This window comes from Streptococcus sp. HMSC072D05, from assembly GCF_001815805.1.
In the GTDB taxonomy this organism is placed as follows: Bacteria; Bacillota; Bacilli; order Lactobacillales; family Streptococcaceae; genus Streptococcus.
In genome coordinates this window covers 63,738-87,297 of record NZ_KV821994.1, presented here as the reverse complement: position 1 = coordinate 87,297, position 23,560 = coordinate 63,738, and the positions used below count along the sequence as shown (strand labels likewise).

Genomic DNA, 23,560 nt, shown 5'->3' with positions numbered 1-23,560 from the left:
TCGATGATGATAAATGGATTTTCCAAGCCCATCTTTTCGTACTGATCAATGGTATCCATCAAATTGTCATAGTAGTAGTTAGGAATATTTTTCCCGTATTCATTCAAGGCACCGCGAAGAATGGCGTGGGACAATGGATTCCCCGTTGTTTCCACCTCTTTACCGAGGAAGAGGAAACTCTGTTTATTTTGTGCTGCATAAATCCCGTTAAACATGACATTGAGATTTCCAGATGTGGGATTTTTAAATCCTGTTGAAAAGTCTGCTCCACTCGCTACAAAACGGTGCTGTTGATCCTCTACAGAACGAGCTCCAACAGCCATATAAGAAATCAAATCATCCACCAGCGGAAGATTTTCAGGATAAAGCATCTCATCCGCTGTTGTCATTCCCGTCTCGGTAATCACGCGGTAGTGGAGCTGACGAACAGCCTTGATCCCATTGATCAAGCTAGGAGCTTCTGTCGCATTTGGTTGATGAATCAAGCCCTTATAGCCATCTCCATTGGTGCGAGGTTTAGCCGTATAGACACGCATGACCATAAAAATACGGTCTTTGACCTCTTCTTGCAAAGCAGATAGACGCTTGGCATACTCAAGAACCGCCTCTTCGTTATCAGATGAACATGGTCCAATCACCAAGAGAATACGCTGGTCTTCCCCACGGATGATGGCTTCCAATTCCTGATCACGTTGATTTTTTCTCGCAAGAGCCGCTCCCTCTAATTTAGACAAGGCGCGAACTTCTTCAATGTTAATTTTAGGACTTTTAGCTTTAAATACCATGATTCATCTCCTTATAAAGCAAACGGACACCAAGCAAAAAATGATTTTTACCAGGTATCCGCCTGTATCTTATCTCATATTATTGTCTCTTACCATGACAGTTCTTGAATTTCTTACCTGATCCACATGGGCATTGGTCGTTTCGTCCGATTTGGCTCAAGTCCAAATCTTCTGGAAGGCTTGCCTGCTGCGCTGCGATATTACGAGTCGCAGTTGTACTGATATTGTGTTCAGTTTGCGGACGTTCTTGCTCATGGATTTGTGCTTTCATCATCAAGCGGGTCACATCGAATTCAATCGATCCAATCATGTCGTTAAACATGCGGAAACCTTCTGCTTGATATTCTACAACAGGGTTGTTTTGAGCATATCCACGAAGACCAACAGCATTTCGCAACTGGTCAAGAGCATCGATATGGTCTGTCCACTTGTTGTCTACAACACGTAGAATCAAGACTTTTTGGAATTCTTTCACTGCATCTTCGTCACGAAGCTTAGCAACTTGGCTGTCATAGACTTTCAAGGCACGTTGGAAAAGTTCATCTTTGATAGCTTGGTCTGACAGACCTGCAAGGTCTGAACGGCTAATTGAATCTTCTGGAAGCAAGTTATACTTAGCGAAGTTCAGGATTGCTTCCAATTTTTCATCTTCCTTAGAACGAGCATGTGCATCCACGATACGTCCAATGGTACGACGAATCATAGCATGGATTTCTGGTGCCAAGTCACGATCTGCAGTAATGACATCATAACGTTGTGCATAGATAATCTCACGTTGTTCACGCATAACATCATCGTATTGAAGGACTTGTTTACGAGTATCGTAGTTGTTTCCTTCGACACGTTTTTGAGCTGCTTCAACTTGACGCGTTAACATGCGAGATTCGATGGCTTCGTCAGACATGTTGAGACGTTCAAAGACACCTTTCAAACGTTCTGAACCAAAACGTTTCATCAAATCATCTTCAAGAGACAAGTAGAATTGTGACTCACCTGGGTCTCCTTGACGTCCTGAACGTCCACGAAGCTGATTATCAATACGGCGACTTTCGTGGCGCTCTGTACCAATTACGCAAAGACCTCCAAGTTCACGAACCCCTTCACCAAGCTTGATGTCGGTACCACGACCGGCCATGTTGGTTGCGATGGTAACTGCGCCACGTTGACCAGCGTTCATGATAATTTGCGCTTCTCTGTAGTGGTTCTTCGCATTCAAGACTTCGTGAGGAACACCTGCTGCTACCAATTTCTTAGAAAGGAAATCACTCGTTTCAACGGCAACTGTACCTACCAAGACCGGCTGACCTTTTTGGTAACGAGCTTTTACATCTTCAACTACAGCCTTAAATTTCGCATCAAGACTTGCATAGAGAAGGTCTGAGTGGTCGATACGTTGAATTGGACGGTTAGTTGGGATTGGGATAACACGAATGTTGTAAATTTCGCGGAATTCTTCTTCTTCTGTTTTACCAGTACCTGTCATACCTGCCAATTTCTTATACATACGGAAGAGGTTTTGGTAGGTAATAGAAGCTGAAGTCTTAGTCTCATCTTGGATTGGCACACCTTCTTTTGCTTCAATCGCTTGGTGCAAACCATCAGAGTAACGACGACCTTCCATGGTACGACCTGTAAATTGGTCAACGATCAAGATTTCCTGCTCTTCACTAACCACATAGTCGATATCGAGAATCATGATATAGTTGGCACGAAGGGCATTGTCAATAAAGTGAGTAAGAGCTACATTTTCAATGTCGTAGAGATTTTCTAGTTTGAAGTAGCTTTCTGCCTTGTCAATACCAGAGTCTGACAAACCGATCGTCTTAGACTGAACGTCAATGATATAGTCGTCCTTGTCCAAAGATTTCACGAAGTGGTCCGCCATATGGTAGAGTTGGCTTGTTTCAACTGCATTGGCGCCTGAAACGATCAATGGTGTACGAGCTTCGTCGATCAAAATTGAGTCAACCTCATCGACCAAAGCATAATTGAGTGGACGTTGCACCATGTTTTCTGCACGAACGACCATGTTATCACGAAGGTAGTCGAAACCAATCTCTGAGTTGGTTGAGTAGGTAATATCACAAAGGTAAGCCTCTTTTTTCTCCATTGGAGATTTGGCTGCCAAGTTAATCCCTACTGACAGACCGAGCCATGAGTACAATTCACCCATTTCAGTCGCGTCACGTTCTGTTAGGTATTCGTTGACTGTAACTACGTGAACCCCTTTACCTGCAAGGGCATTGAGGTACACTGGCATAGTCGCTGTCAAGGTCTTCCCTTCACCCGTACGCATCTCTGGAACGTCACCATGGTGAAGAACAATCCCACCCATGACCTGAACCTTATAAGGGAAGAGCCCAAGGACACGTTTTGCAGCTTCACGAACTACTGCAAAAGCCTCATATAGCAATGAATCAAGTGATTCACCCTTGTTGTATCGTTCTTTAAATTCGTCAGTTTTCGCTTTTAGTTCTTCGTCTGACATTGCAGCCATTTGGCTCTCATAGTTAAGAACCTTATCAGCCATCTTTTCCAGACGACGAAGTTCTCCTTTATCATTTTCAATAATCGTTTTTAAAATATTAGCCATGATTTTCCTTACTTTTTATTCTGAATATTTTAGAATGTTCTTTTAATTTTAGCATATTTACCATTATTTTTCAAGAAAGAATCCTTAATTTACAACGGAAAAGGCCAGCTGAAATTCAGCTTTTTTTGCATAAATCTTCTGTGGCTCTTTTTTTGTTTTTTGTTCGAGATGCATGCTTGATAATCCAAGCACAACTTGGACTTAGCTCCCCTTTCTGCCAAGTTTGAAGAATCCTTTCAAACTTATCGGGGGCTTCCTTGTACAAATCATTTAGATTATTGGCTACACTTTTTTGAATAGACTTGTCTCTATCATCTTTTAGATTGGTCAGAATAGTGGTGAAATCCTCAAAATAATCCAATACGACGGTTTGTCTCTTAGCCCAAGGCAGACGGATACGCATGCATTCGCTGGCAAGTCTACGAACACGCAAATTTTCATCCCGACTCCATTCTAATAGCAAAGTCATTGTAGCCTTAGGATAGCGAGCCAGCAAAGGTCTCATAGAAAATTCTCCAGTAAATCGCTTGGTTAGTTCCTTACTAAAGGCCGTGCTCAATTCAAATTCCTTGTCCCCAAATAGCTCTACATATTTTCCGATTGGCCAAAGCCAATATCCTTCTGAGAACATACCTAAACCACCCTCTAACTCAGGACCCAAAATTTTCTCAAAAACCTTGAGAGAGTCCTGATAAGATAGGGGAAGACAATCTTTGATACTTTTAGCCAAGAGTTCTTGACGCTGGCTAAACTCCAAATTTTCCAAGTCTTTTTCTAGCAACAGCCTAAACTTTTGTCCATCAAAGGCAACGGATGCTTCTTGCAACCGTCGACTCAAATCCATAGCATAAGCCAAGTCATAATAATCTTTTACTTTTTTAGCCATTTTTCAAATCCCTTAATCTTCTTTTTACGGGACTTATTATATCATACAGACAGCCCGTCAACAAAATTATTTTTATATCTCCAACTATTTCAATAAGGAAGAAAAAAGGACTAGAAGCTAGTCTAGTCCTTCATTTGTTAATGTTTAATTTCCCAAGAATATAGGCAATATCCCAAAATACCAAAAGAGATTGATCCAGAAGGCCAAGCAAAAGATGATGCCAAAGATGAGGAGACTGATTTTTTTAATCAGCACGGAGTATAGGATGGATAAAACTCCAAAAACCACAAAGAGTTTTTTCATAACGAAATAATAAATTGAAACTCCTCCTATATGCCAATCCCAAGGAAGGAAAAACATGAGGAACCAGAGAAGGCAAATCGTAAAGATATATCTCTTGTAGTGCGCTTCAAGAAAGGCTTTTGTTTTCTCCATAGCAAACCTCCATTTCAGTCACTGTCTCTTCCCTTTTATTATACCAAAAAAACCTGGAAAAGACTTTCCAGGTTTGAGTTTGAAATCACTAGTCATACTAGAGAAATTCCTTTATTCATAGGCTGATCCACTTTATTGACTTGATGAAGATGTTCCAAAATCGACCTTAGGAACTGTCTTGGCTTCTTCTGTTTCTTTAAAGGTTTCAGCTTCTTTAAAGTTCATCATATTCGCAAAAAGCACAGTTGGAAAACTTCTCAACTTTTGATTGTACTCGGCTGCGACTTTATTATAATCCTTGCGTGCTACAAAGATACGATTTTCACTGCCTGAAAGTTCGACCATTAGTTGCTCAACATTTTGATTGCTCTTGAGTTCTGGATAATTCTCCGTCAAGGAAATCAAGCGGGAAAGAGCAGAGCTCAACTCTCCCTGAGCCTTTTGGTTTTCTTCCGAAGTTACTGAGCTACTACCGATTTTAGCTCTAGCATCCGCAATCTTGGTAAAGACTTCGGTTTCATGATTCATTTGTCCTTTAACGGACTCCACCAAGTTACCAATCAAGTCCGAACGACGTTGGAGGGCTGTCGAGACATCGGCCTGAGCCTGCTCCACTTTAGTCTGTTCACCAACTAGACCATTATAGGTCGTCACTGCGGAACAACTTCCCAGAACTAGTAGTCCAAAGAAAATAGCCACTATTGAGAGAATTACTTTATTTTGTTTCATATCAAAACCTTAACACTTTCTTTTATCAACTTTTCTGAGAAAATACTCAGATTTTAAATCAATTTCCCAAACTTTGTTTTTATTTTTAATTAAGGAGTGAACTGTTGCAAAGGAGTCACCTTACTGTATGGAGAAATCGGTTTGAGCAATATATGATCACTCACCAGTCATCAGACGAACCACCGCCATCAAAGCCACCGCCGTCCCAGCCTCCAGATGAGTCGGAGCCCGAATCAGACCAAGAGGAACCTGAGTCTGATGAGTCACCGCCCCACCAGCCACCGCCAGAATCATCTCCACGTGAACCGCCACCACGACCACCAAATAGAAATCCTATAATCATGACGATGAAGTAAATCAGAACTACAAATCCGAGGGCTCCGTCATCGAAGCTACTTTTTCGATGCCGTTTCGAAGATTGACTCCCAGCGGTATACTTTTCAATTTCTCTTAGACGACTAGAATTAGTAGCATAGTCGTAACTACTTCTAGAACTTGAAGCAGTCGTACTCGATCCACTATAAAACATGTAGTTGAGATTGTTTGCTATAGAAAGAACTCCATTGCTGTAGTCTCCCTTTTGAAAGTAAGGCCGTGCTGTTTTCAAAAATCTATTGGTCTGATAGTCTGTGATCTTACTTGCCACATTATTGCTTGTTTCAATCCGTGATTTTCTATCCTCAACAGCGACCACAATCAAGGCGCCGTTGTTGTCTCCCGAGTAGCCAATCTTCCAAGCTCTAGCTGTTTCGTTAGCTACAGTTTCGATTGTTTCTCCATCCAGGCTTTTCACAACGTAAACGCCCACTTGGAATTTTTCTGCTTTTTGACTATTTACCTTATTCAAACCTCGAATCAGTCTGATTGTCTCATCAGTCAGATAGTGATTGGGGTCATAGATCCCGTACTCAGGTTTTTCAGGTGCTGTGAATGCTGACAAGAAGAGAAAAACCATCAGCAACCCAAGCAAGCGAACCAACAAACTATGTTTAAAAAATCTGCTTCTTTTCATAATAACCTCCCTGATAAAGGAAAATTGATTTAAGGAATTATAGCATTTTGATTTTTACAAAGAAAGTGCATTTTCATTACAAATAGATTACAAAAGCTAGGAAAATGATTGAATTTTGATGACAGATTTTTCCTTCGATTTGACAGGATTTTTTTCACCTACTTTATAGAAAAAAGAAGACAAACTAGTCTTCTTTTCAGTTATTCTTATTGAAAAATAAGCAAGACTTACTTGCGTTTTCTTGCAATCAAATGAATCGGGGTTCCCTCAAAGACAAAGGCCTTGCGGATTTGATTTTCCAAGAAACGCAGGTAAGAGAAGTGCATGAGTTCTTCTTCATTGACAAAGATGACAAAGGTTGGTGGTTTGGTTGCCACTTGGGTTGCGTAGAAAATCTTGAGGCGTTTTCCTTTGTCTGTCGGTGTTGGATTGATGGCAATGGCATCCATAATCACATCGTTCAAGACTGCTGATGGAATCCGAGTGTTTTGACTTTCACTGATTTGCTTAATCATCTCAGGCAATTTGTGGAGACGTTGCTTGGTTAAAGCTGATACAAAGACAATCGGTGCGTAAGGCAGGTATTGGAACTGCTCACGGATGTCTTCTTCCCAGTTCTTCATGGTGTGGTTGTCTTTCTCAAGTGTATCCCACTTGTTGACCACGATGATCATTCCTTTACCAGCTTCGTGGGCGAAACCTGCGATACGCTTGTCGTACTCACGAATACCTTCTTCGGCATTGAGGACCATCAAGACCACGTCAGAACGGTCAATGGCACGCATGGCACGCATGACAGAGTATTTCTCCGTATTTTCATAGACTTTACCAGACTTACGCATACCAGCTGTATCAATCATGGTAAACTCTTGACCATCCGTATCTGTAAAATGGGTATCAATGGCATCACGCGTTGTTCCAGCTACTGGACTAGCAATCACGCGGTCTTCTCCCAAAATAGCGTTGATCAAACTGGATTTTCCAACGTTAGGACGGCCAATCAAGCTAAATTTAATGACATCTGGATTTTCTTCTTCAACTTCGTGTGGTAGATTATCCACGATGGCATCCAACACATCACCCGTACCAATACCGTGCACAGACGAAATTGGCAACGGTTCGCCCAATCCTAGCGCATAGAAATCAAAGATATCATTTCGCATCTCAGGATTGTCAACCTTGTTAACGGCTAGGATAACAGGCTTATGGGTTTTATAGAGTTTGCGAGCTACGTACTCGTCCGCATCTGTAATCCCTTCTTTCCCAGACACCACAAAGACGATGACATCTGCTTCTTCCATGGCAATTTCTGCCTGGTGTTTGATTTGCTCCATGAAAGGAGCATCGACGTCGTCAATCCCTCCAGTATCAATCATACTGAAAGAACGGTTGAGCCACTCACCCGTTGCATAGATACGGTCACGTGTCACACCCTCGACATCTTCTACGATTGAGATTCGCTCACCAGCGATTCGGTTAAAGAGGGTCGATTTCCCAACATTGGGACGCCCTACAATGGCAACAGTTGGTAAGGCCATGTTTTCTCACTTTCTACAATAACTTTTTCTGTTCTAGATTTCTTCGAGCTGAACTAGGTTCGGCTTGACCAAACTGCTCTGCCAAACGCTGACTCCAAGAGGTCGTCGCACGCGCACCAGCATAGTCTGCCTGTACTTGGTCATAGTCCAAAATCGCTTTAACTGGCTGTTCTTGGTATTCTTCTTCAAATACCACTTGGTTCAAAGGCAGTCTTGGTTTGACATCATGTTGTTGATTTGGCACACCGAGGGCAATCCCAAAAACAGGGTAGGTATAGTCAGGCAAATTAAAAAGCGCTGCCACTTCTTCCGACTTGTAACGGACCAAACCGATAATCACACCACCATATCCCAGACTCTCAGCCGCAAGCAAGGTATTTTGCCCAGCAAGCGCAGCGTCCACAGACGTGATGAGGAGACCTTCCACTCCTTGGGGTTGGAAAGTGTCGGTATGAAGGCTTGCTCCCTTTTCAGCTCGGTTTAAGTCACCAACAAAGAGCAAAAAGGCTGCAGACTGGCGAATGGCTTCCTGAGGAACCAGTTCATAAAGAGCATCTTTCTTCTCTTGACTGCGCACAAGAATCACAGAGTAGGATTGGAAATTTTTCCAAGATGACGCCATTTGAGCAGCTGTCAAGATTTCATTTAAGTGTTCTTGAGAAATCTCTTGCTCCTTAAAGCGACGAACTGAAGTATGAGCTTTCATCAGTTTAATGGTTTCTGTCATCGGCGATTTTCTCCTTCTAGTCTTGTCTCCTCAGCCAAATAACGGATTCGTTCCATGACCCGTCTAGCTTCCCAAGTCTCATCATTTCCATTCTTTCCTTTGGCAAAATGTTTTTCCAAATCTTGGAAATTAAAGTTGGAAGTAAAGAAGGTCGGCAAATCTTCCTGCATGCGGTACTGAAGAATGACTTGGAGAATCTCATCACGCACCCAAGGAGTCGACTGCTCTGCACCAATATCATCCAAGACCAGAACTTCAGCTAACTTAATGTCATCCACCAAAGTTTTCACAGATCCTTCACCGATGGCATTTTTCACATCAATGACAAAGCTTGGATAGTGGAGAATAGTTGTTGAGGCCCCACGTTTTTCAGATAGGTCGTGAGCCAGAGCCGCCATCATGAAACTCTTACCGACACCAAAGTCGCCATAGAGATAGAGACCTTTTCGTATGCTTGGGTATAGGTCAACAAAGGCATAGAGTCTCTCAAAAATCGGCAAACGACCTAGATCATCCAGGTCAATCTGAGCCAATTTCGCTTTCTTGAGACTTGCTGGTAGATTGATCAACTTGAGACGATTCTTGATTGCCGCCTCTTTTTCAGCCGCGATTAGTTCGGGTGTTTCTTCATAAGATACATCTGCATAGCCGTGATTCATGACCAAGATAGGCTTGTAGCCACGCGCTATATAGTCAGCATCCCCACGAAGAAACTTATCCCGTTCTGTGATATATTGGTTGAACTTGGAGATGCTACGATTCAACTCCTCTGGGCTGAGGGATTCTTTCTGGATAAAAGCCGCCACATCTGGGTCTTTCATAATCTGCTGGACTAGGTCCTGATACTGAAAACGACTTGTCTGACGTTTGATAACATCACCCACACTTTCCATCTAGTCTCCTCCTTCTTCTAATCGGGCTAACATTTCTTGTTTTTTACGTTCTAGTTCCAGACGAGTCTCCTCGCTGGTTTGATTTTTATATTCTGGATTACTCCACTTAGGAACATTGGTCTTAGTCGAGCTAGTTTTCGATTTCTGGTCTTCTTGCCCTTTTTGCTGACGCTCTCGAATCCGAAGCACAGCTTCTTCTGCTGTCCGAATTTTTTGATAAGCATAGTCATTTGCGACCTTCATGGCATATTTTTCATTAACATTAGCCGAATCAACCTTGTTAAAGGTTAGAAGCAAGACGATATTGATGACTTCATCCAACAAGCCTAAAGACGCCATCTGGTGAAGGAGTTCTCGTTCGCTCTGGGTGATGTTCCCCTTACGCGTTTGCTTGATTTCCGCTAAAAAGTGCAGGGGAGTTTTATTTTTGGCTTCCCTGATAATGGTCATTTCTTTGGGGCTAAAGTCAGAAGGAACCTGCTTTTGCGCAAGCTTTTCACGCATGCGTTTGACTGAAATAACCTGAGCCAGCGCTGTCGCCTTGGCTAATTGATAAGTTTCAAACCAGGTCCATTTTTTTTCATCTGCGATGGCGAATAATTCCAAAACATCCGTTTGCTCGTCTTCAAAACGCAAGCCATCTCGAGCCATCAGACGCTGGAAATGTTCCAAATCAAAATCGTTTTTTAACTTGCTTTTAGACTCGCTTGGTGTCACTTCTTCAGTCAGGGTTGGAAAGACTTGGCTCAAAGAAACAGAGAGTGCTTCTCCCTCACTTGGAGCCTGCTTCATGGAAGCGACTGCAGTATCCCCAATCTTTTTCTCTAATAATCTGCTATAGACAGAATGGCTTAGAAATTCTTGACTGGAGAGGGGAGAATGAAGCTGCAATTCATAAGTTTCCCCCTTCTGATAAAGGGTCAACAAATCCAAAGCAGATAAGACTTTAAAGGATTGGAGCAAGGTCGGCATGCCGAAGTTTAAGTGATTGAGGATGTGGGAAAAGAGATGCTCCTTTTGCCCACCATCCCAAAAGGTAATGGTATATAGATAGAGGCTCAGTGCCTCCTGACCGATAATCGGGAGGTAGCACTGCACCAGAGAAGAGGTATCTTGCGACACCCGATTATTCTTTATAAAAGAAAAACGGTCATTTGGCTTCATCTATTTTTCCTTTTTCTTTTTTGAGGACTGGGTGATCTGCTGGAGCAGACTCTCCAACTCACTCACATCCTTAAAGCTACGGTAAACACTGGCAAAACGAACATAGGTAATCTCATCCAGCTCCGCCAATTCTTCCATGACTAAAGACCCAATATATTCGCTTTGGATCTCATTTTCACTGCGACTACGGAGTTTTTGCTCAATACGATTGACCACCATGTTGATTTCATCACTCGAAACAGGGCGTTTCTGGGCTGAGCGGATAATCCCATTAAAGATTTTATCTCTCGAAAACTGCTCTCGTGTACCGTCTTTTTTGACGACAACCAGCGTTCTTTCTTCTACTCGTTCATAGGTTGTAAAACGATGCTGACACTCGTCGCACTCACGTCTTCGACGGATGGTATTTCCTTCTTCGGCTTGTCGACTATCAACAACACTAGACTTGGTAGCCCCACATTTTGGACAACGCATGCATTTCCCTCCTTGTCGTTTTCTTTTCATTATACCATTTTTTGAGCAATTCCCAAAACAATTCTTATTTTTACTTGACAAGTTTTTTGTTTTATTGTATTATTTGATTAGAACAACAAAGGCAAAGAAAGGAGACTATGATGTCCTGGTCATTTGATAATACAAAACCGATTTATTTACAGATTATGGAAAAAATCAAATTACAGATTGTTTCCCATGAACTGGAACCCAATCAACAGCTCCCTACCGTGAGAGATTTGGCGAGCGAGGCTGGGGTCAATCCTAATACCATTCAGCGCGCCTTGTCTGACCTCGAACGTGAAGGATTTGTATATAGCAAGCGGACAACTGGTCGATTTGTCACCGAGGATTTGGACCTCATCCTTCAGTCCCGCAAACAACTTTCCGAGGAGCAACTGCAACAATTCGTCTCTTGCATGCTTCAATTTGGCTACAAAAAAGAAGAACTGCCAAATGTATTAAGCGACTATATTAAAGGAGTTTAAGACTATGACACTACTAGCACTTGAAAATGTAACAAAATCATATGGAGCAACTGCGGCACTTGACAATATCTCACTAGAGATCTCAGCCGGAAAGATTGTCGGGCTCCTTGGACCAAACGGATCCGGAAAAACAACCCTAATCAAACTGATCAATGGCCTCCTTCAACCAAATAAAGGACGTGTTCTTATTAATGGACAGGATCCAAGTCCTGCTACCAAGGCAATCGTCTCCTACCTACCAGATACAACCTACCTCAATGAAGAGATGAAGGTTAAGGATGCTCTAACCTATTTTAAAACCTTCTATCAGGATTTCAATCTCGAAAGAGCCCAACACCTTTTAGCCGATCTCGGTATTGATGAAAACAGTCGCCTCAAGAAACTATCAAAAGGGAACAAGGAAAAGGTCCAACTCATCTTGGTTATGAGCCGTGAAGCCCGCCTCTACGTTCTGGACGAACCAATCGGAGGCGTGGATCCAGCTGCCCGTGATTATATCCTCAATACCATCATCAATAACTACTCACCAACCTCTACGGTGCTGATTTCAACCCACTTGATTTCAGATATTGAGCCAATCTTGGATGAGATCATCTTCCTCAAAGACGGAAAAGTCGTCCGCCAAGGAAATGTTGATGATATTCGTTACGAGTCAGGTGAATCAATTGACCAGCTCTTCCGCCAGGAATTTAAAGCCTAAGCAAAGGAGATTATTATGTTTTGGAATCTAGTTTGTTATGAATTTAAAAATGTCAATAAATGGTATCTGGCACTCTACGGTGCTGTACTTGCAATTTCAGTTTTGATTGGAGCTTTTATTAACAGTCTTAGCCAGAGTTACAATCCTAACAATGCTGCTTATTTCATCTTCTTTTTAGTACTAGTCTTTGGAGGACTCAGCGTCACTCTTTGGATTGCAACAATCTTTTTAATCATCCGAAGATTCAAGGGTAGTGTTTATGACCGCCAAGGGTACTTGACCTTGACCTTGCCTGTCTCTGAGCACCAAATCATCATCGCAAAACTTTTAGGTGGTCTTGTCTGGTCCATCTTAAGCTATATCGTCTTTATCTTAAGTATATTGATTATCATCTTCTTAACACCAATTGAAAAAGACTTCACTGCCCTCTATAACTTCATTTCCCCTTACCTCAGCTACGGCTGGCTGTATGCCCTATCACTATTTGTCGGGTCAATCACATGGATTTTATCCATTTACCTCTCCATCTCTATCGGACAACTCTTTAACGAATATCGAACAGCTATGGGAATTTTAGCCTATATTGTCATTGCCATCGTCATTGGTTATGTTTCTCTCTTCTTAAGAGTTGACAATGACTTTAACGTGATGGCTGGTACAGAAATCTTGCGCGATCTCTTTTTATCAGCTATCTACTATCTCGGTACCTACTATATCTTGAAAAACAAGGTTAATTTGCAATAGTTTAAACGTCAAAAAAAGGATAACATCTCATCACTGAGAGGCTATCCTTTTCTTTATCTCATTTTCTAACTAGATTAAAAAATTGAATAAGTTCCTTTAATAACATCAAGACTCCAATTTTGTTCTAAAAGAGTTTGGATAAAATCTTTTTCTGATTGCGTAAGACTGGTTTTATTCCTGCCACAGCGTTTCTTATTGATTTTATATCGGTTATAGTAATCATAAGCAGAGTGCCCCTCTTTCAGATAGTTGATGACATTGTAGATTGTCTGTTTTGATCTGCCAAGTGAAGTCACAATATCTGAAACTTTTATGTTTTCTTGATAGTAAGCCTCTATCATTACAAGCTCGTTTGTGGTAAGATGAGTATAGGTCATTTATGTTGGTTCCTTTCAGACAAATGTGGTAGTTTATCTGAGCCTAACATAGATGGCTTTTTCTGTCTAGATTAATTTTACAAATTGGGTGTTAAAAAAATTGAATTAGGAATATAAAAAGTTCTAGTATTTGTACTAGAGATCAGACGGGCTTCTTTTTTGCTATGATTTTTAACAAAAAACTCTCGTTTTGCCAATAAAAGATGCTTGAAAGTTGGACAAGAAGGCTCTATAATGAGTTCAGGAAAAGAGGTAGGAAAAGTATGATTAGTGAAACGATTGCTCTGCTAAGGAAAAAGTCAGGTTATTCTCAGGAAAAATTAGCTGAAAAAGTAGGCGTATCTCGTCAGACTCTCAGTAAGTGGGAATTGGGCGACAGTTTACCGGATATTATTTCTTCAAGTCGTTTGGCAGAAATTTTTGATATCAGCTTAGATGAGTTGGTTAATGGGGATGTCTCTCCTTTTGCTACTAAAGCCAAAGAAGGGAAGTATATTTTTGGAACGGTAACTGTTGGTGAAAAGGGACAAATCGTCATTCCTGCACGAGCGAGAAAAATTTTTAACATCCAAAAAGACGACAGCCTTATGGTTTTAGGTGATGTCAATCAAGGCTTGGCCTTGTTGAAGAGCGATTTTTTTATTCAAGCTTTTGAAGAAATGGGGTTAATGAAATGAAAAAAATTACTGGTTTTGGTCTTAGCTTTGCAGTGTTTATATTTTTCTTGAATTTGATAGGCTGCTATGATTTTGTCATGGTAATGACGCGTAACCAGACTTATTTTGCAGAACATTATAATTCAGCTATTTTGGTTTACTTTAGCCATTATCCTGTTGTCTTTGTAATTGTGTGGTTTAGCCATTTGTTAGCTGCTACCTTGAGTCCGATTTTCTATTTTTTCAGAAGAAAATTAGCCCTTACTTTGGCTGGTCTTGCTTTCTGGGGAGATGCTCTGCTGATTCTATTGACCAGTCTTTTTAGGAATCGCATTCAGGTTTTTGGTTGGCAATTTTTCGTTGATTTGGTTGTTTTAGGATTGCTTGGCCTTTATTATCTGTATTTGCGTAAAATATTTCTTAGCACATCAGGAAAAACATCTAGGATTTTAAAATAGTCCTAGGTGTTTTTTGGTTATTTATGTATATTGTCTATAAATACGGCAAGAAAGTGAGAGAAGTGATTTTTTACTAAGAATCTGCTTCTGTCTAGCTTAATTTTACAAATTGGGAAAGTAAAAACCTATAACATACGATTCGAAAAAGCAAGGAACTTAAATTCCTTGCTTTTTAACTCAATATCAAACTAGCTACGATGGGGCTTACAAATACGTAGAGAATACCAGTAATACCGATAGCCAAGCCACCCATGGCTCCTGCTACTGAGCCATATCGGAAGGCTGTTCCTGTTCCAACTGCGTGACCTGTTCCACCAAGGGAAAGACCAACAGCTACTGGATCGTCTATTTTCAACCACTTCAAAAGGGTTGGTCCGATGACACTGGTTAAAATCCCAGTTGCCACAACAACAACCACGGTCACAGTCGTCAAACCTTGCAATTTTTCTGTGATTCCCTCTGCCATGGCTGTCGTCACTGACTTGGGAAAGAGAGAAATGGCTAGGAAAAAGTCCATGCCAAAGATTTTCGCAACTAAGGCCGTAAAACTAGTATTGACGATCACTGCTAGCAGACTACCAAAGAGAATACTTCGAGCATGGTGCTTCATCAGATGAAAACTCTTATAAAGCGGAATCCCTAAAGCCACTGTTGACGGAACAATCAAATTGTTCAGATAAACCCCACCTTGATAGTAGTCTTGGTAAGAAATACCAGTCACCTTTAGAAAAATAATGATAAAAACAGCCGACAAAAGCAAGGGCGTTGTCAAAGGATGGGGAAAACGTCTATAAATCAACATCCCCACTAGATAAGCAAGGATAGACAGGGCAAGTCCAAACAGGGGATTGGAAACAAATTCACTCATTTGGCATCTCCTTTCTCATAATCTCCCTCAAATCGTCTCTTGATGAACTGAACTACCACTGCTATGAGGATAATATTGATGACAGCCGCAAAAAAGACAATCAAGACGATGGGCAAGAGATAGGGAGCAATCACATCAAACTTTTCCATGATTCCCACCGCTGGCGGCAAAAAGAGAATGGTCATATTGGCCAGCAAAAAATTCCCCACCATGTTGACATGCCTGGTCCTTAACCACTTGAACTGCAGGGCTAGAAAGAGAATCATCAAGCCGATAATACTGCCTGGGATGGGCAGATGAAAGAAACTGGAGATTCCCTCACCGATCAATGAAATCACAAAGAGAATCATTAATTGAACATATAATTTCATTCTAAACTCCACGAAATAGACTTCTTGCATATCAGTTTACTCTTTTTTCAGAAAATTTCAAGGAAATATTGCAATTCTTCTCTCTTGCACGGATTAGTTAAAAGTAGTATAATCATTGCATGCGCAATCATCTTGTATTGCAGAAACAGTCACTAATGACTTTGTGATTTTTACTTTGAAAAGAAAGGAGAAAGCAATGACCTACTTAGAAAAATGGTTTGACTACAACCGCCATCAAAAAGAAATGGAAGCCTTGTTGGAAGAAACTATTGCCCAGCAGAGTGAACAAAGGCTGAACTTGAAAGAGTTTTACCTGCTCTACTATTTGGATCTAGCCGATGAAAAATCCTTACGACAGATTGATTTACCCGATAAACTCCATCTCAGTCCGAGCGCTGTTTCGCGAATGGTGGCCCGCCTGGAAGAGAAAAACTGTGGTCTGCTTAGTCGCCGATGTTGCGATCAGGATAGACGGGCTAGCTTTATCTGTCTGACTGACGAGGGACAAACAACCCTAGCTTACCTGCAAAAAGCCGTCGAAGAAAGACTGGAAATGAGTCTTGATTTCATTTCTTAATCAGATTTTCAGAAAAAGTTGCGTGCGCAATCATTTTTCTTGACATTCCTCTTTTCAAGGAGTACAATAAAGTCAAGATCAAACAACAAAGGAGTTTTATATGATCGAAATTACCTATCTAGACGCCAGCAAGCAAGAGAGAACCATGACTTTCGAGTCATACCAAGACTTTGAACGTTCGCAACATGCCTGCCTCATCGGCGTCGCGGATTACTATACTGTCCAAAAATTAACCTACAATGGTCATGACTTGGACTACCATGGGACTTATGGAGATGTCTTCTTCTATCTCATGAAACAAGATTTAAGCCAATATAATTAAAAAGGAGAAATACAATGGTAAAAGCAATTACAGATGCAACATTTGAACAAGAAACAAAAGACGGTTTGGTCTTGGTAGACTTCTGGGCAACTTGGTGTGGTCCATGTCGTATGCAAGGTCCAATCTTGGACAAATTGTCTGAAGAACTTTCAGAAGATGTCTTGAAAATCGTTAAAATGGACGTCGATGAAAATCCAAACACAGCTCGTGCTTTTGGAATCATGTCTATCCCAACTCTTCTCTTCAAAAAAGACGGTCAAGTGGTGAAACAAGTTGCAGGTGTTCATACTGCAGAACAAATCAAGGCCATCGTTGCTGAATTGAGCTAATCACACGAGAGACCAAGTACTTTATTTGGTCTCTTTTTTCCTGCCCTTTGCCATTTTTCAAAAAATATGCTAGACTGTAGATAGAATATTACGATGTTTGGGACATGCCATCGCTAAAAAAAACCTCTACTTGGTATTTTTTAGCTCCCCTCAAGGGAGCTTTTTGCGTGCTCTGAACATTTTCCACTTTGGAAGGAGTACTATGAAACGTCAATCAGCCTTGGTCGTCTTTAGTGGCGGTCAAGATTCCACAACCTGCCTCTTTTGGGCTAAAGAACACTATGAAACAGTCGAAGCCGTCACCTTTGCCTACGGCCAACGCCATCATCTCGAAATTCAAGTTGCTAGAGAAATCGCTAAGGAACAGGGCATTCGTCATCACATCTTAGATATGTCTCTGCTGGGACAAATCACTGAAAATGCCTTGACCTCTGATCTGGAGATTGAGCAAAAAGAGGGAGAGGTTCCCAATACTTTTGTTGACGGTCGCAACCACCTCTTTCTATCCTTTGCAGCAGTTCTTGCCAAGCAACGAGGTATTAATGATATCGTGACAGGTGTCTGCGAGACAGACTTCTCAGGCTACCCTGACTGCCGTGATGTCTTTATCAAATCCCTTAATGTTACTCTCAACCTTGCCATGGATTATGACTTTGTTATCCAAACACCTCTCATGTGGCTAGACAAGGCTGAAACTTGGGAGTTAGCCGACCAACTTGGTGCCTTTGACTACGTTCGTGAGAAGACCTTAACCTGCTACAATGGGATTATCGGAAGTGGCTGTGGAGATTGTCCAGCCTGCCACCTACGTCAGCATGGTTTAGATGTTTATCTTTCACAGAAGGGAGAGGGCTAATGTTTTTCGCACCTAAAGAAATCAAACAGGAAACTGGGGAGTCTCTCGTCTACAATCCTCACAGAACCTTAGTTTCAAAAGAATTCACTTTCGACGCTGCCCACCACCTCTTTCACTATGAGGGAAAATGCAAATCCCTGCACGGCCACACCTATCATTTGCAAATCGCTGTCAGTGGATTTTTAGATGAACGGGGCATGACCTATGACTTTGGAGATATTAAAGCGATCTACAAGGACTACTTAGAACCCCACTTGGATCATCGCTATCTCAATGAAACCCTGCCTTATATGAACACGACTGCTGAAAATATGGTTTACTGGATTTTCCAAACCATGAGTCAAGAGTTGCCAGACGAACGCAGTCTCCGTTTGGAATACGTTCGCCTCTATGAAACTCCGACTGCATTTGCGGAGTTTAGACGGGAGTGGCTAGATGACTAGAGAACGTGTCCTCAAACTACCTGTTCTGGAAATTTTTGGGCCAACCTTTCAAGGTGAAGGTCGTGCTATCGGGCAGAAAACCATGTTTGTCCGCACTGCTGGTTGCGACTACCATTGCGACTGGTGCGACTCTGCCTTTACTTGGGATGGTTCTGAAAAACCTACTCGTATGACAGCTGATGAAGTCATTGCTGCCTTAGATAAATTAGGAAGCTACGACTATGTAACCCTATCTGGCGGAAATCCCGCAATCTTAGCAGCCAACATGGCCGAACTCGTCACCAAGCTCAAAGAACGTGGTGTCACTCTGGCAGTTGAGACTCAAGGTTCTCGCTGGCAAAATTGGTTAAAAGATATCGACCAAGTCACTCTGAGTCCTAAACCTCCTTCATCAAAGATGGAAGTCAACTTTGAGACCTTGGACTTTATCGTTTCCCAACTAGATCCAGACAAGGTCACCTTTAAAATCCCTGTATTTGACGATAACGATTTGGCCTTTGCCAAAGGGATTCAAGAGCGCTACCAACCAGATGTCCTCTTCTTATCAGCTGGAAATCCTGAGCCCAAGGCTACAGGCAATATTGTCCAAGACCAACTAGACCGTCTCAAAGAACTCTGGGAACGCGTCGCTACTGACGATAGCTGGGGCAATGTCCGCGTCCTTCCTCAACTTCATACCCTCCTCTACGACAACCAACGTGGTGTTTAAGATTAGAAAGAAAAAATCATGTCACAACAAGAAGAAATGAAAAACCTAAGCCTACTAGGCAATAAAGAAACCAACTACATTTTCGACTATCAACCAGAAGTCCTCGAATCCTTTGACAATCGTCATGTTGAAAATGACTATTTCATCAAATTCAACTGTCCTGAATTTACCTCGCTGTGCCCTATCACTGCTCAACCAGACTTTGCGACCATTTATATTTCCTACATTCCTGACAAGCTCTGTGTCGAGTCAAAATCCCTCAAACTCTACCTCTTTAGCTACCGAAATCATGGGGATTTTCACGAAAACTGTATCAACACCATAGGGAAAGACTTGGTCAACTTGCTAGACCCTCGCTATTTAGAAGTCTGGGGAAAATTCACTCCGCGCGGTGGCATTTCAATTGACCCCTACTACAACTACGGTAGACCTGGAACTAAGTATGAAGGATTGGCAGAACAGCGTCTCTTCCAACACGACCTTTATCCAGAGAAAATTGACAACCGTTAAACAGATACGAAAAAGCCCTGTTCCTCAAACTGAGGAGCAAGGCTTTTTGAATTTCAATTATTCTTCTGTTCCAAGAAAGTTTTTCGCAACAAGGGCTGCAAGAACGCCACCAACGATTGGCGCAAGGATGAAAATCCATACTTGTTGAAGGGCTGCGCCACCTACCAAAACAGCAGGTGCCAAGCTACGAGCTGGGTTAACTGAAAGTCCAGTAATGTTCAAGCCCACAAGGATCAAGGCTGTCAATGACAAACCAATCACCAAACCAGCGATTGCGCCATTGCCTTTGCTTGCTGATGTTACAGTCATGATAACTAGGACAAACAAGAAAGTTGCGATGACTTCAAACAAGAATCCACCAAAGGCAGTGACACCTTTTGCCAAGGCATTTTCACCAAGACTAGCAGTTGACATGCCTGAGTTAGACAAGAGGAAGAATACTGCAGCTGACGCAAGGAAAGCTCCAACTACTTGTCCAAGGATGTAGTTTACAAGTTCTGAAGATGACAAACGTTTGTTTACAAACATAGCAATCGAAACGGCTGGGTTCAAATGAGCACCTGAAACAGTTCCGATTGAGAAAGCTGCAACCACGATTGCCAAACCAAAGGCAAAAGCAATTCCAAGGTGTCCAAGGCCATTAAGACCATTTCCAAAAACAACAGCTCCTGTTCCGATGAACACAAGCATAAATGTACCGATTAATTCAGCAACAAATTTTTTCATGATAAGTCTCCTTTTTTTCAAACTATGTATTAGTCTATCAAAAGAAGGAAAGGGTTTCAAGAAAATTGACTGGAAAGTTTTTGTAGAAAGCCCATTAGAATTCTAAAAAAGACTACTACAAGAGAAAATAATAAAACTCTTTTTCTGCTTATCCTTCAAGAATGTCAGAAGCTTTCAAATACTTGCTTAAAAGAATACATCCCTCAATCATACCTTTTCTAGTAATTCATGCAAAAGAATGAAGAGAATGGTATAATTGATACTATACAATAAATGTTCTTGGCAAAGGAGACTACCATGAGAAAAAAGTTTAGAGTTTATTTTCTAACCACTGCTACAATTTTAGCATTTGGCCTCGTCGGCTGTTCATCTAAACCATCAACCACTGCTACAAGCAATACAGAAGCTACTACAAATACAGAGACAAGAACCTACCATAAGAAAGATGTAACTGGTCCTGCTGCTTCATTTGACTGGAATGCCAAAGTTGAACCTACCAACTATGAGAGAACCTTTGTTGAAACAAACAGTGGCAGTCAATTTAATAAAACTTTAGATCGCACGAAAGAGGCGGCTGAGAATCTTGAAAAAAAGAAAAAGGAAATTTCGGATCCTAAGGTTCAAACAGCCCTCAAATTAGTGGATGCCGTCTTTGTCAATCAAGAAAATCTTGACCTAGTTGTGAAATCAGCGGGTGCTAGCAATCAAGAAGAGTTATTTGATAAGATTTGGAACGAATATTTAGTCCCTGAGTTAACTAAAATCCGTCCGAATTTTTCAAATGATACCGTCTTTGAATATAAAGGAGAAAAATATCCTCTCAAAATTTATGCACCTATGTTTTTCAAGGTCAACACCAATGCATTAGGAAAAGCAGGTGCCTATACTCTTGAGGACTATAAGGTAGAAGGCGACCTGGTTTATTTGAAATTTATGTCCCCAGCTGTAGATACTTACCAATACGAAGTCAAAGCATCCTATCACACAGACAATCTCGAATTCTTTCAAGGACTGGTGGAAGAACAACAAAAGGTTCTTGAAACAGACTATGGCAAAGCTCTAAATATTCGATTTGTTTATCAATTAGCGGCGCTTGATTTTAAAGCGAACAACTACGTAGACTTAGAGGGAATGGATTATCTTGATCGTAACACCCATTACCTTGCCATAAAAGTGGATAATAATGGTGAAGCTAGCCTTGATAATGAAAATCTCGCCAACCTTTTACAAATTAGCATGAAGGCTTCAAATGAAGCCAATAAAGGAAAATTTGAATAAATCTTCAATGCATGAAAAAATCACCTCAAACAGGTGATTTTTGTGTATTCATCTTATCGATAAACCGTCTTAAATCCGACACTGGATACCCTTACTCTCCCAACTCTGCACTGTAGGCGATAATCTGGTCAACCGTGTCTGACAAGAACTGGATGGTATCACGGAGTGGTTTGTCCGTTGAGATATCGGCTCCGATAATCATGGCTGACTCAAGCGGTGTCTTGCTACCGCCAGATTTAAGGAGATTGAGCCAGTCTTCAGCTCCAGTTTCTGAATGTTTCAGAGGAAGGTAACCCGCAGTCGAGATGACAAGTCCGGCTGAGTAGGTGTAGCTATACAAGCCCATGTAGTAGTGGGCCTGGCGCATCCAAGTCAAAGAAGCATCGTCGTCAATTTCAATAGCATCTCCCCAGAAATCCGTCAAGACTTCCTTCATAATGCTGTTAAGTTTGCTTGCTCCGAAGGTTTCTCCTTCTTCAATCAATGTATAAACCTTACGCTGGAAGGCTGCTTCCAAGAGGTGGGTGATGAAATTATGGAAGTAGGTATCTGTTAAGCGGTGGGCAAGGGCAAAGCGTTTTTGACGTGGGTCATCAGACTGGTGCTCCAAGTAATCACTGAGAAGCAATTCATTGAAGGTTGATGGCGCTTCGACATAGTAGGTTGACATGTGGGCATTGAAGTAGCTTTGGTGATTGTCTGAAAAGATAAATTGACCAGAATGTCCGATTTCATGAATCAAGGTATAGACATCACTCAAACGACCAGTCCAGCTCATGAGGACATAAGGGTGCACGCGATATGGATCCGCCGCATAACCACCAGAATCCTTGCCACTATTAGCAGCGAAGTCCACCCAGCGTTCTTCTTGATAGCGCGCAACTTCCTGACAATATTCTTGTCCCAAAGGTTCTACTGACTTCATGACCAAATCATAGGCGTCATCAATAGTCACTTCAGGATTCAGGGCGCTGTCCAAGTCCAATTTCCAGTCTGCAAAGGTCATCTTTTCAAGACCATTCACCTTGGCAACATGCTTGAGGTATCTCTGAGCAACTGGCGCAAAATCCTTCATGATGAGGTCAATCTGGCGGTCAAACATGGCACGGTCAACTTCTTGCTCAGCTAGGAGATAATCAAAGACTGAGTCATAGCCCTTCATATCAGCCAATAGTTTTTCAGACTTAACTTGGGCTAAATAGGCTGCAGCTGCCGTATTTTGATGCTTACGGAGTCCCTCTGAGAAGGAGCGGAAAGATTTCTCACGAACCTCAGCGTCCTCGTGGTTTTGGTAGAAATTCTCATAGGTAACAAAGCTGTTTTTATAGGTCTTGCCATGGGCTTCAAAGTCAGCCATTTCAAAGTCCCCAGCTCGCATCTTAGTGTAAATGTCCTGTGGACTGTAGAAAACTTCTCCCAGATTTGTCAAAGCCTTCTCCACATCAGCCCCTAGGTAGTGGGCTTTTTTGATTTTGGCCTGACGAATGGCTGCCGTCAAGTGAGGCAATTTACCCAAACGGTCCAAGACCTCCTCGTCTGCAGCCACCAAGGCGTCGTCAAAGAAGGTCAAGGCTACGCTGGCATCAGTTTCAAATTCCATCCCAGCCTGGGCAATATTGGCAAATTCTTCATTGCTATAATCTGTCGTCTGAGGCATAAATGCGTAATTGCCGATATGGCTCATCTGGATATAGATTTGTTCCAATTCCGTAAAGGCCTTCTCAAAATCCTCAAAAGTATGAAGATTGCCCTTGTAATCACGGCTAAATTGATTGATGTCTTCGCGCGTTTTCTCGATTGCACGCAAGAAATCCTCACGGTCTTGGTATAGGGCTGTTAAGTCCCAAAGTTCCTTTTCTGGAAATTCTGAACGGTGTTTTTGTTCCATTTTCTT

At 41.8% G+C, this 23,560-nt stretch carries 29 protein-coding genes; 13 read left to right on the top strand and 16 right to left on the bottom strand.

Going from position 1 to position 23,560, the window contains the following annotated elements; all coding sequences use genetic code 11:
- The 11 genes from HMPREF3057_RS02395 to nrdR form a co-directional block, all read right to left on the bottom strand.
- Positions 1-785 (bottom strand): 3-deoxy-7-phosphoheptulonate synthase (locus tag HMPREF3057_RS02395; protein WP_070696199.1); only part of this gene is annotated, 785 nt, incomplete at its 3' end.
- Positions 786-864: 79 nt separating this feature from the next.
- Positions 865-3,378, bottom strand: a complete 2,514-nt coding sequence (secA, locus tag HMPREF3057_RS02390; RefSeq protein ID WP_001284115.1) for a preprotein translocase subunit SecA — start codon at positions 3,376-3,378, stop codon at positions 865-867.
- Positions 3,379-3,493: 115 nt separating this feature from the next.
- Positions 3,494-4,264 carry a DNA alkylation repair protein gene (locus tag HMPREF3057_RS02385; protein ID WP_049520431.1) on the bottom strand — a complete coding sequence of 257 codons (771 nt, stop codon included), beginning with the start codon at positions 4,262-4,264 and terminating at the stop codon, positions 3,494-3,496.
- Between the two features lie 144 nt (positions 4,265-4,408).
- Positions 4,409-4,699, bottom strand: coding sequence for a hypothetical protein (locus HMPREF3057_RS02380; protein ID WP_049520430.1), 291 nt, complete (start codon positions 4,697-4,699; stop codon positions 4,409-4,411).
- Positions 4,700-4,831: 132 nt separating this feature from the next.
- Positions 4,832-5,428 carry a LemA family protein gene (locus HMPREF3057_RS02375; protein ID WP_000812473.1) on the bottom strand — a complete coding sequence of 199 codons (597 nt, stop codon included), beginning with the start codon at positions 5,426-5,428 and terminating at the stop codon, positions 4,832-4,834.
- A 160-nt stretch (positions 5,429-5,588) separates the two neighbouring features.
- Positions 5,589-6,440: a TPM domain-containing protein gene (locus HMPREF3057_RS02370; protein WP_070696197.1), complete on the bottom strand. Its 852-nt coding sequence runs from the start codon at positions 6,438-6,440 to the stop codon at positions 5,589-5,591.
- 227 nt (positions 6,441-6,667) lie between these two features.
- Positions 6,668-7,978 carry a ribosome biogenesis GTPase Der gene (gene der / locus HMPREF3057_RS02365; protein WP_070696195.1) on the bottom strand — a complete coding sequence of 437 codons (1,311 nt, stop codon included), beginning with the start codon at positions 7,976-7,978 and terminating at the stop codon, positions 6,668-6,670.
- A 13-nt stretch (positions 7,979-7,991) separates the two neighbouring features.
- Positions 7,992-8,705, bottom strand: a complete 714-nt coding sequence (locus HMPREF3057_RS02360; protein WP_070696193.1) for an NADPH-dependent oxidoreductase — start codon at positions 8,703-8,705, stop codon at positions 7,992-7,994.
- Complete coding sequence (gene dnaI, locus HMPREF3057_RS02355; protein ID WP_000446484.1) at positions 8,702-9,598, bottom strand: primosomal protein DnaI; 897 nt, start codon at positions 9,596-9,598, stop codon at positions 8,702-8,704. The genes HMPREF3057_RS02360 and dnaI overlap by 4 nt, the downstream gene beginning before the upstream one ends.
- Positions 9,599-10,762: a DnaD domain protein gene (locus HMPREF3057_RS02350; RefSeq protein WP_070696191.1), complete on the bottom strand. Its 1,164-nt coding sequence runs from the start codon at positions 10,760-10,762 to the stop codon at positions 9,599-9,601. It lies immediately after the preceding gene.
- Positions 10,763-11,236: a transcriptional regulator NrdR gene (gene nrdR / locus HMPREF3057_RS02345; RefSeq protein WP_001203678.1), complete on the bottom strand. Its 474-nt coding sequence runs from the start codon at positions 11,234-11,236 to the stop codon at positions 10,763-10,765.
- A 140-nt stretch (positions 11,237-11,376) separates the two neighbouring features.
- On the opposite strand from nrdR, the gene HMPREF3057_RS02340 reads away from it, so the two are divergent.
- From HMPREF3057_RS02340 to HMPREF3057_RS02330, 3 genes are read left to right on the top strand one after another with little or no spacing between them, the layout of a single operon-like run.
- Complete coding sequence (locus HMPREF3057_RS02340) at positions 11,377-11,742, top strand: GntR family transcriptional regulator (protein WP_000119117.1); 366 nt, start codon at positions 11,377-11,379, stop codon at positions 11,740-11,742.
- Positions 11,743-11,746: 4 nt separating this feature from the next.
- A complete protein-coding gene (locus HMPREF3057_RS02335) occupies positions 11,747-12,442 on the top strand; it encodes an ABC transporter ATP-binding protein (RefSeq protein ID WP_000173188.1) in 696 nt (231 codons plus the stop codon).
- A gap of 15 nt (positions 12,443-12,457) precedes the next feature.
- On the top strand, positions 12,458-13,186 hold the full coding sequence (locus tag HMPREF3057_RS02330) for a hypothetical protein (RefSeq protein ID WP_070696189.1): 729 nt from the start codon (positions 12,458-12,460) through the stop codon (positions 13,184-13,186).
- Positions 13,187-13,260: 74 nt separating this feature from the next.
- Here HMPREF3057_RS02330 and HMPREF3057_RS02325 read toward each other — a convergent pair whose 3' ends face one another.
- On the bottom strand, positions 13,261-13,563 hold the full coding sequence (locus HMPREF3057_RS02325) for a helix-turn-helix domain containing protein (protein ID WP_000222599.1): 303 nt from the start codon (positions 13,561-13,563) through the stop codon (positions 13,261-13,263).
- Positions 13,564-13,826: 263 nt separating this feature from the next.
- Here HMPREF3057_RS02325 and HMPREF3057_RS02320 point away from each other — a divergent pair, with 263 nt between their 5' ends.
- Complete coding sequence (locus HMPREF3057_RS02320; RefSeq protein WP_045618020.1) at positions 13,827-14,240, top strand: helix-turn-helix domain-containing protein; 414 nt, start codon at positions 13,827-13,829, stop codon at positions 14,238-14,240.
- Positions 14,237-14,677, top strand: a complete 441-nt coding sequence (locus HMPREF3057_RS02315) for a hypothetical protein (protein ID WP_070696187.1) — start codon at positions 14,237-14,239, stop codon at positions 14,675-14,677. Before HMPREF3057_RS02320 ends, HMPREF3057_RS02315 begins: the two co-directional genes overlap by 4 nt.
- 172 nt (positions 14,678-14,849) lie before the next feature.
- Here the strand turns inward: HMPREF3057_RS02315 and HMPREF3057_RS02310 are convergent, their stop codons facing one another.
- Complete coding sequence (locus HMPREF3057_RS02310) at positions 14,850-15,545, bottom strand: LrgB family protein (RefSeq protein ID WP_001288950.1); 696 nt, start codon at positions 15,543-15,545, stop codon at positions 14,850-14,852.
- Positions 15,542-15,916: a CidA/LrgA family protein gene (locus HMPREF3057_RS02305; protein WP_002879833.1), complete on the bottom strand. Its 375-nt coding sequence runs from the start codon at positions 15,914-15,916 to the stop codon at positions 15,542-15,544. The genes HMPREF3057_RS02310 and HMPREF3057_RS02305 overlap by 4 nt, the downstream gene beginning before the upstream one ends.
- 196 nt (positions 15,917-16,112) lie before the next feature.
- Here HMPREF3057_RS02305 and HMPREF3057_RS02300 point away from each other — a divergent pair, with 196 nt between their 5' ends.
- From HMPREF3057_RS02300 to queF, 7 genes are all read left to right on the top strand, one after another.
- Entirely contained in the window at positions 16,113-16,493 is a 381-nt protein-coding gene (locus tag HMPREF3057_RS02300; RefSeq protein WP_070696185.1) for a MarR family winged helix-turn-helix transcriptional regulator, read from the top strand.
- Positions 16,494-16,593: 100 nt separating this feature from the next.
- Complete coding sequence (locus HMPREF3057_RS02295) at positions 16,594-16,815, top strand: DUF4649 family protein (protein ID WP_000570263.1); 222 nt, start codon at positions 16,594-16,596, stop codon at positions 16,813-16,815.
- A gap of 14 nt (positions 16,816-16,829) precedes the next feature.
- Positions 16,830-17,144, top strand: coding sequence for a thioredoxin (gene trxA / locus HMPREF3057_RS02290; RefSeq protein WP_070696183.1), 315 nt, complete (start codon positions 16,830-16,832; stop codon positions 17,142-17,144).
- A gap of 202 nt (positions 17,145-17,346) precedes the next feature.
- Positions 17,347-18,000, top strand: coding sequence for a 7-cyano-7-deazaguanine synthase QueC (queC, locus tag HMPREF3057_RS02285; RefSeq protein WP_049478445.1), 654 nt, complete (start codon positions 17,347-17,349; stop codon positions 17,998-18,000).
- Entirely contained in the window at positions 18,000-18,443 is a 444-nt protein-coding gene (queD, locus tag HMPREF3057_RS02280) for a 6-carboxytetrahydropterin synthase QueD (RefSeq protein ID WP_049478444.1), read from the top strand. Before queC ends, queD begins: the two co-directional genes overlap by 1 nt.
- A complete protein-coding gene (gene queE, locus HMPREF3057_RS10280; protein ID WP_049478443.1) occupies positions 18,436-19,152 on the top strand; it encodes a 7-carboxy-7-deazaguanine synthase QueE in 717 nt (238 codons plus the stop codon). Before queD ends, queE begins: the two co-directional genes overlap by 8 nt.
- Before the next feature lie 18 nt (positions 19,153-19,170).
- Complete coding sequence (queF, locus tag HMPREF3057_RS10275; RefSeq protein ID WP_000082582.1) at positions 19,171-19,662, top strand: preQ(1) synthase; 492 nt, start codon at positions 19,171-19,173, stop codon at positions 19,660-19,662.
- A 57-nt stretch (positions 19,663-19,719) separates the two neighbouring features.
- On the opposite strand, the gene HMPREF3057_RS02265 is transcribed toward queF, so the two are convergent.
- Positions 19,720-20,388: an MIP/aquaporin family protein gene (locus HMPREF3057_RS02265; protein WP_070696181.1), complete on the bottom strand. Its 669-nt coding sequence runs from the start codon at positions 20,386-20,388 to the stop codon at positions 19,720-19,722.
- A 297-nt stretch (positions 20,389-20,685) separates the two neighbouring features.
- Here HMPREF3057_RS02265 and HMPREF3057_RS02260 point away from each other — a divergent pair, with 297 nt between their 5' ends.
- Positions 20,686-21,666 carry a hypothetical protein gene (locus tag HMPREF3057_RS02260; protein WP_049520422.1) on the top strand — a complete coding sequence of 327 codons (981 nt, stop codon included), beginning with the start codon at positions 20,686-20,688 and terminating at the stop codon, positions 21,664-21,666.
- Between the two features lie 91 nt (positions 21,667-21,757).
- Here the strand turns inward: HMPREF3057_RS02260 and pepF are convergent, their stop codons facing one another.
- Entirely contained in the window at positions 21,758-23,554 is a 1,797-nt protein-coding gene (gene pepF, locus HMPREF3057_RS02255) for an oligoendopeptidase F (protein ID WP_070696179.1), read from the bottom strand.
- Positions 23,555-23,560: the final 6 nt, after the last annotated feature.

Coding starts and splice junctions, on each gene's coding strand:
- queD (WP_049478444.1), top strand. CDS start 18,000: ATGTTTTTCGCACCTAAAGAAATCAAACAGGAAACTGGGGAGTCTCTC.
- HMPREF3057_RS02305 (WP_002879833.1), bottom strand. CDS start 15,916: ATGAAATTATATGTTCAATTAATGATTCTCTTTGTGATTTCATTGATC.
- nrdR (WP_001203678.1), bottom strand. CDS start 11,236: ATGCGTTGTCCAAAATGTGGGGCTACCAAGTCTAGTGTTGTTGATAGT.
- HMPREF3057_RS02310 (WP_001288950.1), bottom strand. CDS start 15,545: ATGAGTGAATTTGTTTCCAATCCCCTGTTTGGACTTGCCCTGTCTATC.
- HMPREF3057_RS02330 (WP_070696189.1), top strand. CDS start 12,458: ATGTTTTGGAATCTAGTTTGTTATGAATTTAAAAATGTCAATAAATGG.
- HMPREF3057_RS02315 (WP_070696187.1), top strand. CDS start 14,237: ATGAAAAAAATTACTGGTTTTGGTCTTAGCTTTGCAGTGTTTATATTT.
- queE (WP_049478443.1), top strand. CDS start 18,436: ATGACTAGAGAACGTGTCCTCAAACTACCTGTTCTGGAAATTTTTGGG.
- HMPREF3057_RS02340 (WP_000119117.1), top strand. CDS start 11,377: ATGTCCTGGTCATTTGATAATACAAAACCGATTTATTTACAGATTATG.
- HMPREF3057_RS02320 (WP_045618020.1), top strand. CDS start 13,827: ATGATTAGTGAAACGATTGCTCTGCTAAGGAAAAAGTCAGGTTATTCT.
- HMPREF3057_RS02295 (WP_000570263.1), top strand. CDS start 16,594: ATGATCGAAATTACCTATCTAGACGCCAGCAAGCAAGAGAGAACCATG.
- trxA (WP_070696183.1), top strand. CDS start 16,830: ATGGTAAAAGCAATTACAGATGCAACATTTGAACAAGAAACAAAAGAC.
- pepF (WP_070696179.1), bottom strand. CDS start 23,554: ATGGAACAAAAACACCGTTCAGAATTTCCAGAAAAGGAACTTTGGGAC.
- HMPREF3057_RS02380 (WP_049520430.1), bottom strand. CDS start 4,699: ATGGAGAAAACAAAAGCCTTTCTTGAAGCGCACTACAAGAGATATATC.
- HMPREF3057_RS02335 (WP_000173188.1), top strand. CDS start 11,747: ATGACACTACTAGCACTTGAAAATGTAACAAAATCATATGGAGCAACT.
- HMPREF3057_RS02300 (WP_070696185.1), top strand. CDS start 16,113: ATGACCTACTTAGAAAAATGGTTTGACTACAACCGCCATCAAAAAGAA.
- HMPREF3057_RS02325 (WP_000222599.1), bottom strand. CDS start 13,563: ATGACCTATACTCATCTTACCACAAACGAGCTTGTAATGATAGAGGCT.
- HMPREF3057_RS02260 (WP_049520422.1), top strand. CDS start 20,686: ATGAGAAAAAAGTTTAGAGTTTATTTTCTAACCACTGCTACAATTTTA.
- HMPREF3057_RS02350 (WP_070696191.1), bottom strand. CDS start 10,762: ATGAAGCCAAATGACCGTTTTTCTTTTATAAAGAATAATCGGGTGTCG.
- der (WP_070696195.1), bottom strand. CDS start 7,978: ATGGCCTTACCAACTGTTGCCATTGTAGGGCGTCCCAATGTTGGGAAA.
- HMPREF3057_RS02385 (WP_049520431.1), bottom strand. CDS start 4,264: ATGGCTAAAAAAGTAAAAGATTATTATGACTTGGCTTATGCTATGGAT.
- HMPREF3057_RS02265 (WP_070696181.1), bottom strand. CDS start 20,388: ATGAAAAAATTTGTTGCTGAATTAATCGGTACATTTATGCTTGTGTTC.
- HMPREF3057_RS02360 (WP_070696193.1), bottom strand. CDS start 8,705: ATGACAGAAACCATTAAACTGATGAAAGCTCATACTTCAGTTCGTCGC.
- HMPREF3057_RS02370 (WP_070696197.1), bottom strand. CDS start 6,440: ATGAAAAGAAGCAGATTTTTTAAACATAGTTTGTTGGTTCGCTTGCTT.
- queC (WP_049478445.1), top strand. CDS start 17,347: ATGAAACGTCAATCAGCCTTGGTCGTCTTTAGTGGCGGTCAAGATTCC.
- secA (WP_001284115.1), bottom strand. CDS start 3,378: ATGGCTAATATTTTAAAAACGATTATTGAAAATGATAAAGGAGAACTT.
- HMPREF3057_RS02375 (WP_000812473.1), bottom strand. CDS start 5,428: ATGAAACAAAATAAAGTAATTCTCTCAATAGTGGCTATTTTCTTTGGA.
- dnaI (WP_000446484.1), bottom strand. CDS start 9,598: ATGGAAAGTGTGGGTGATGTTATCAAACGTCAGACAAGTCGTTTTCAG.
- queF (WP_000082582.1), top strand. CDS start 19,171: ATGTCACAACAAGAAGAAATGAAAAACCTAAGCCTACTAGGCAATAAA.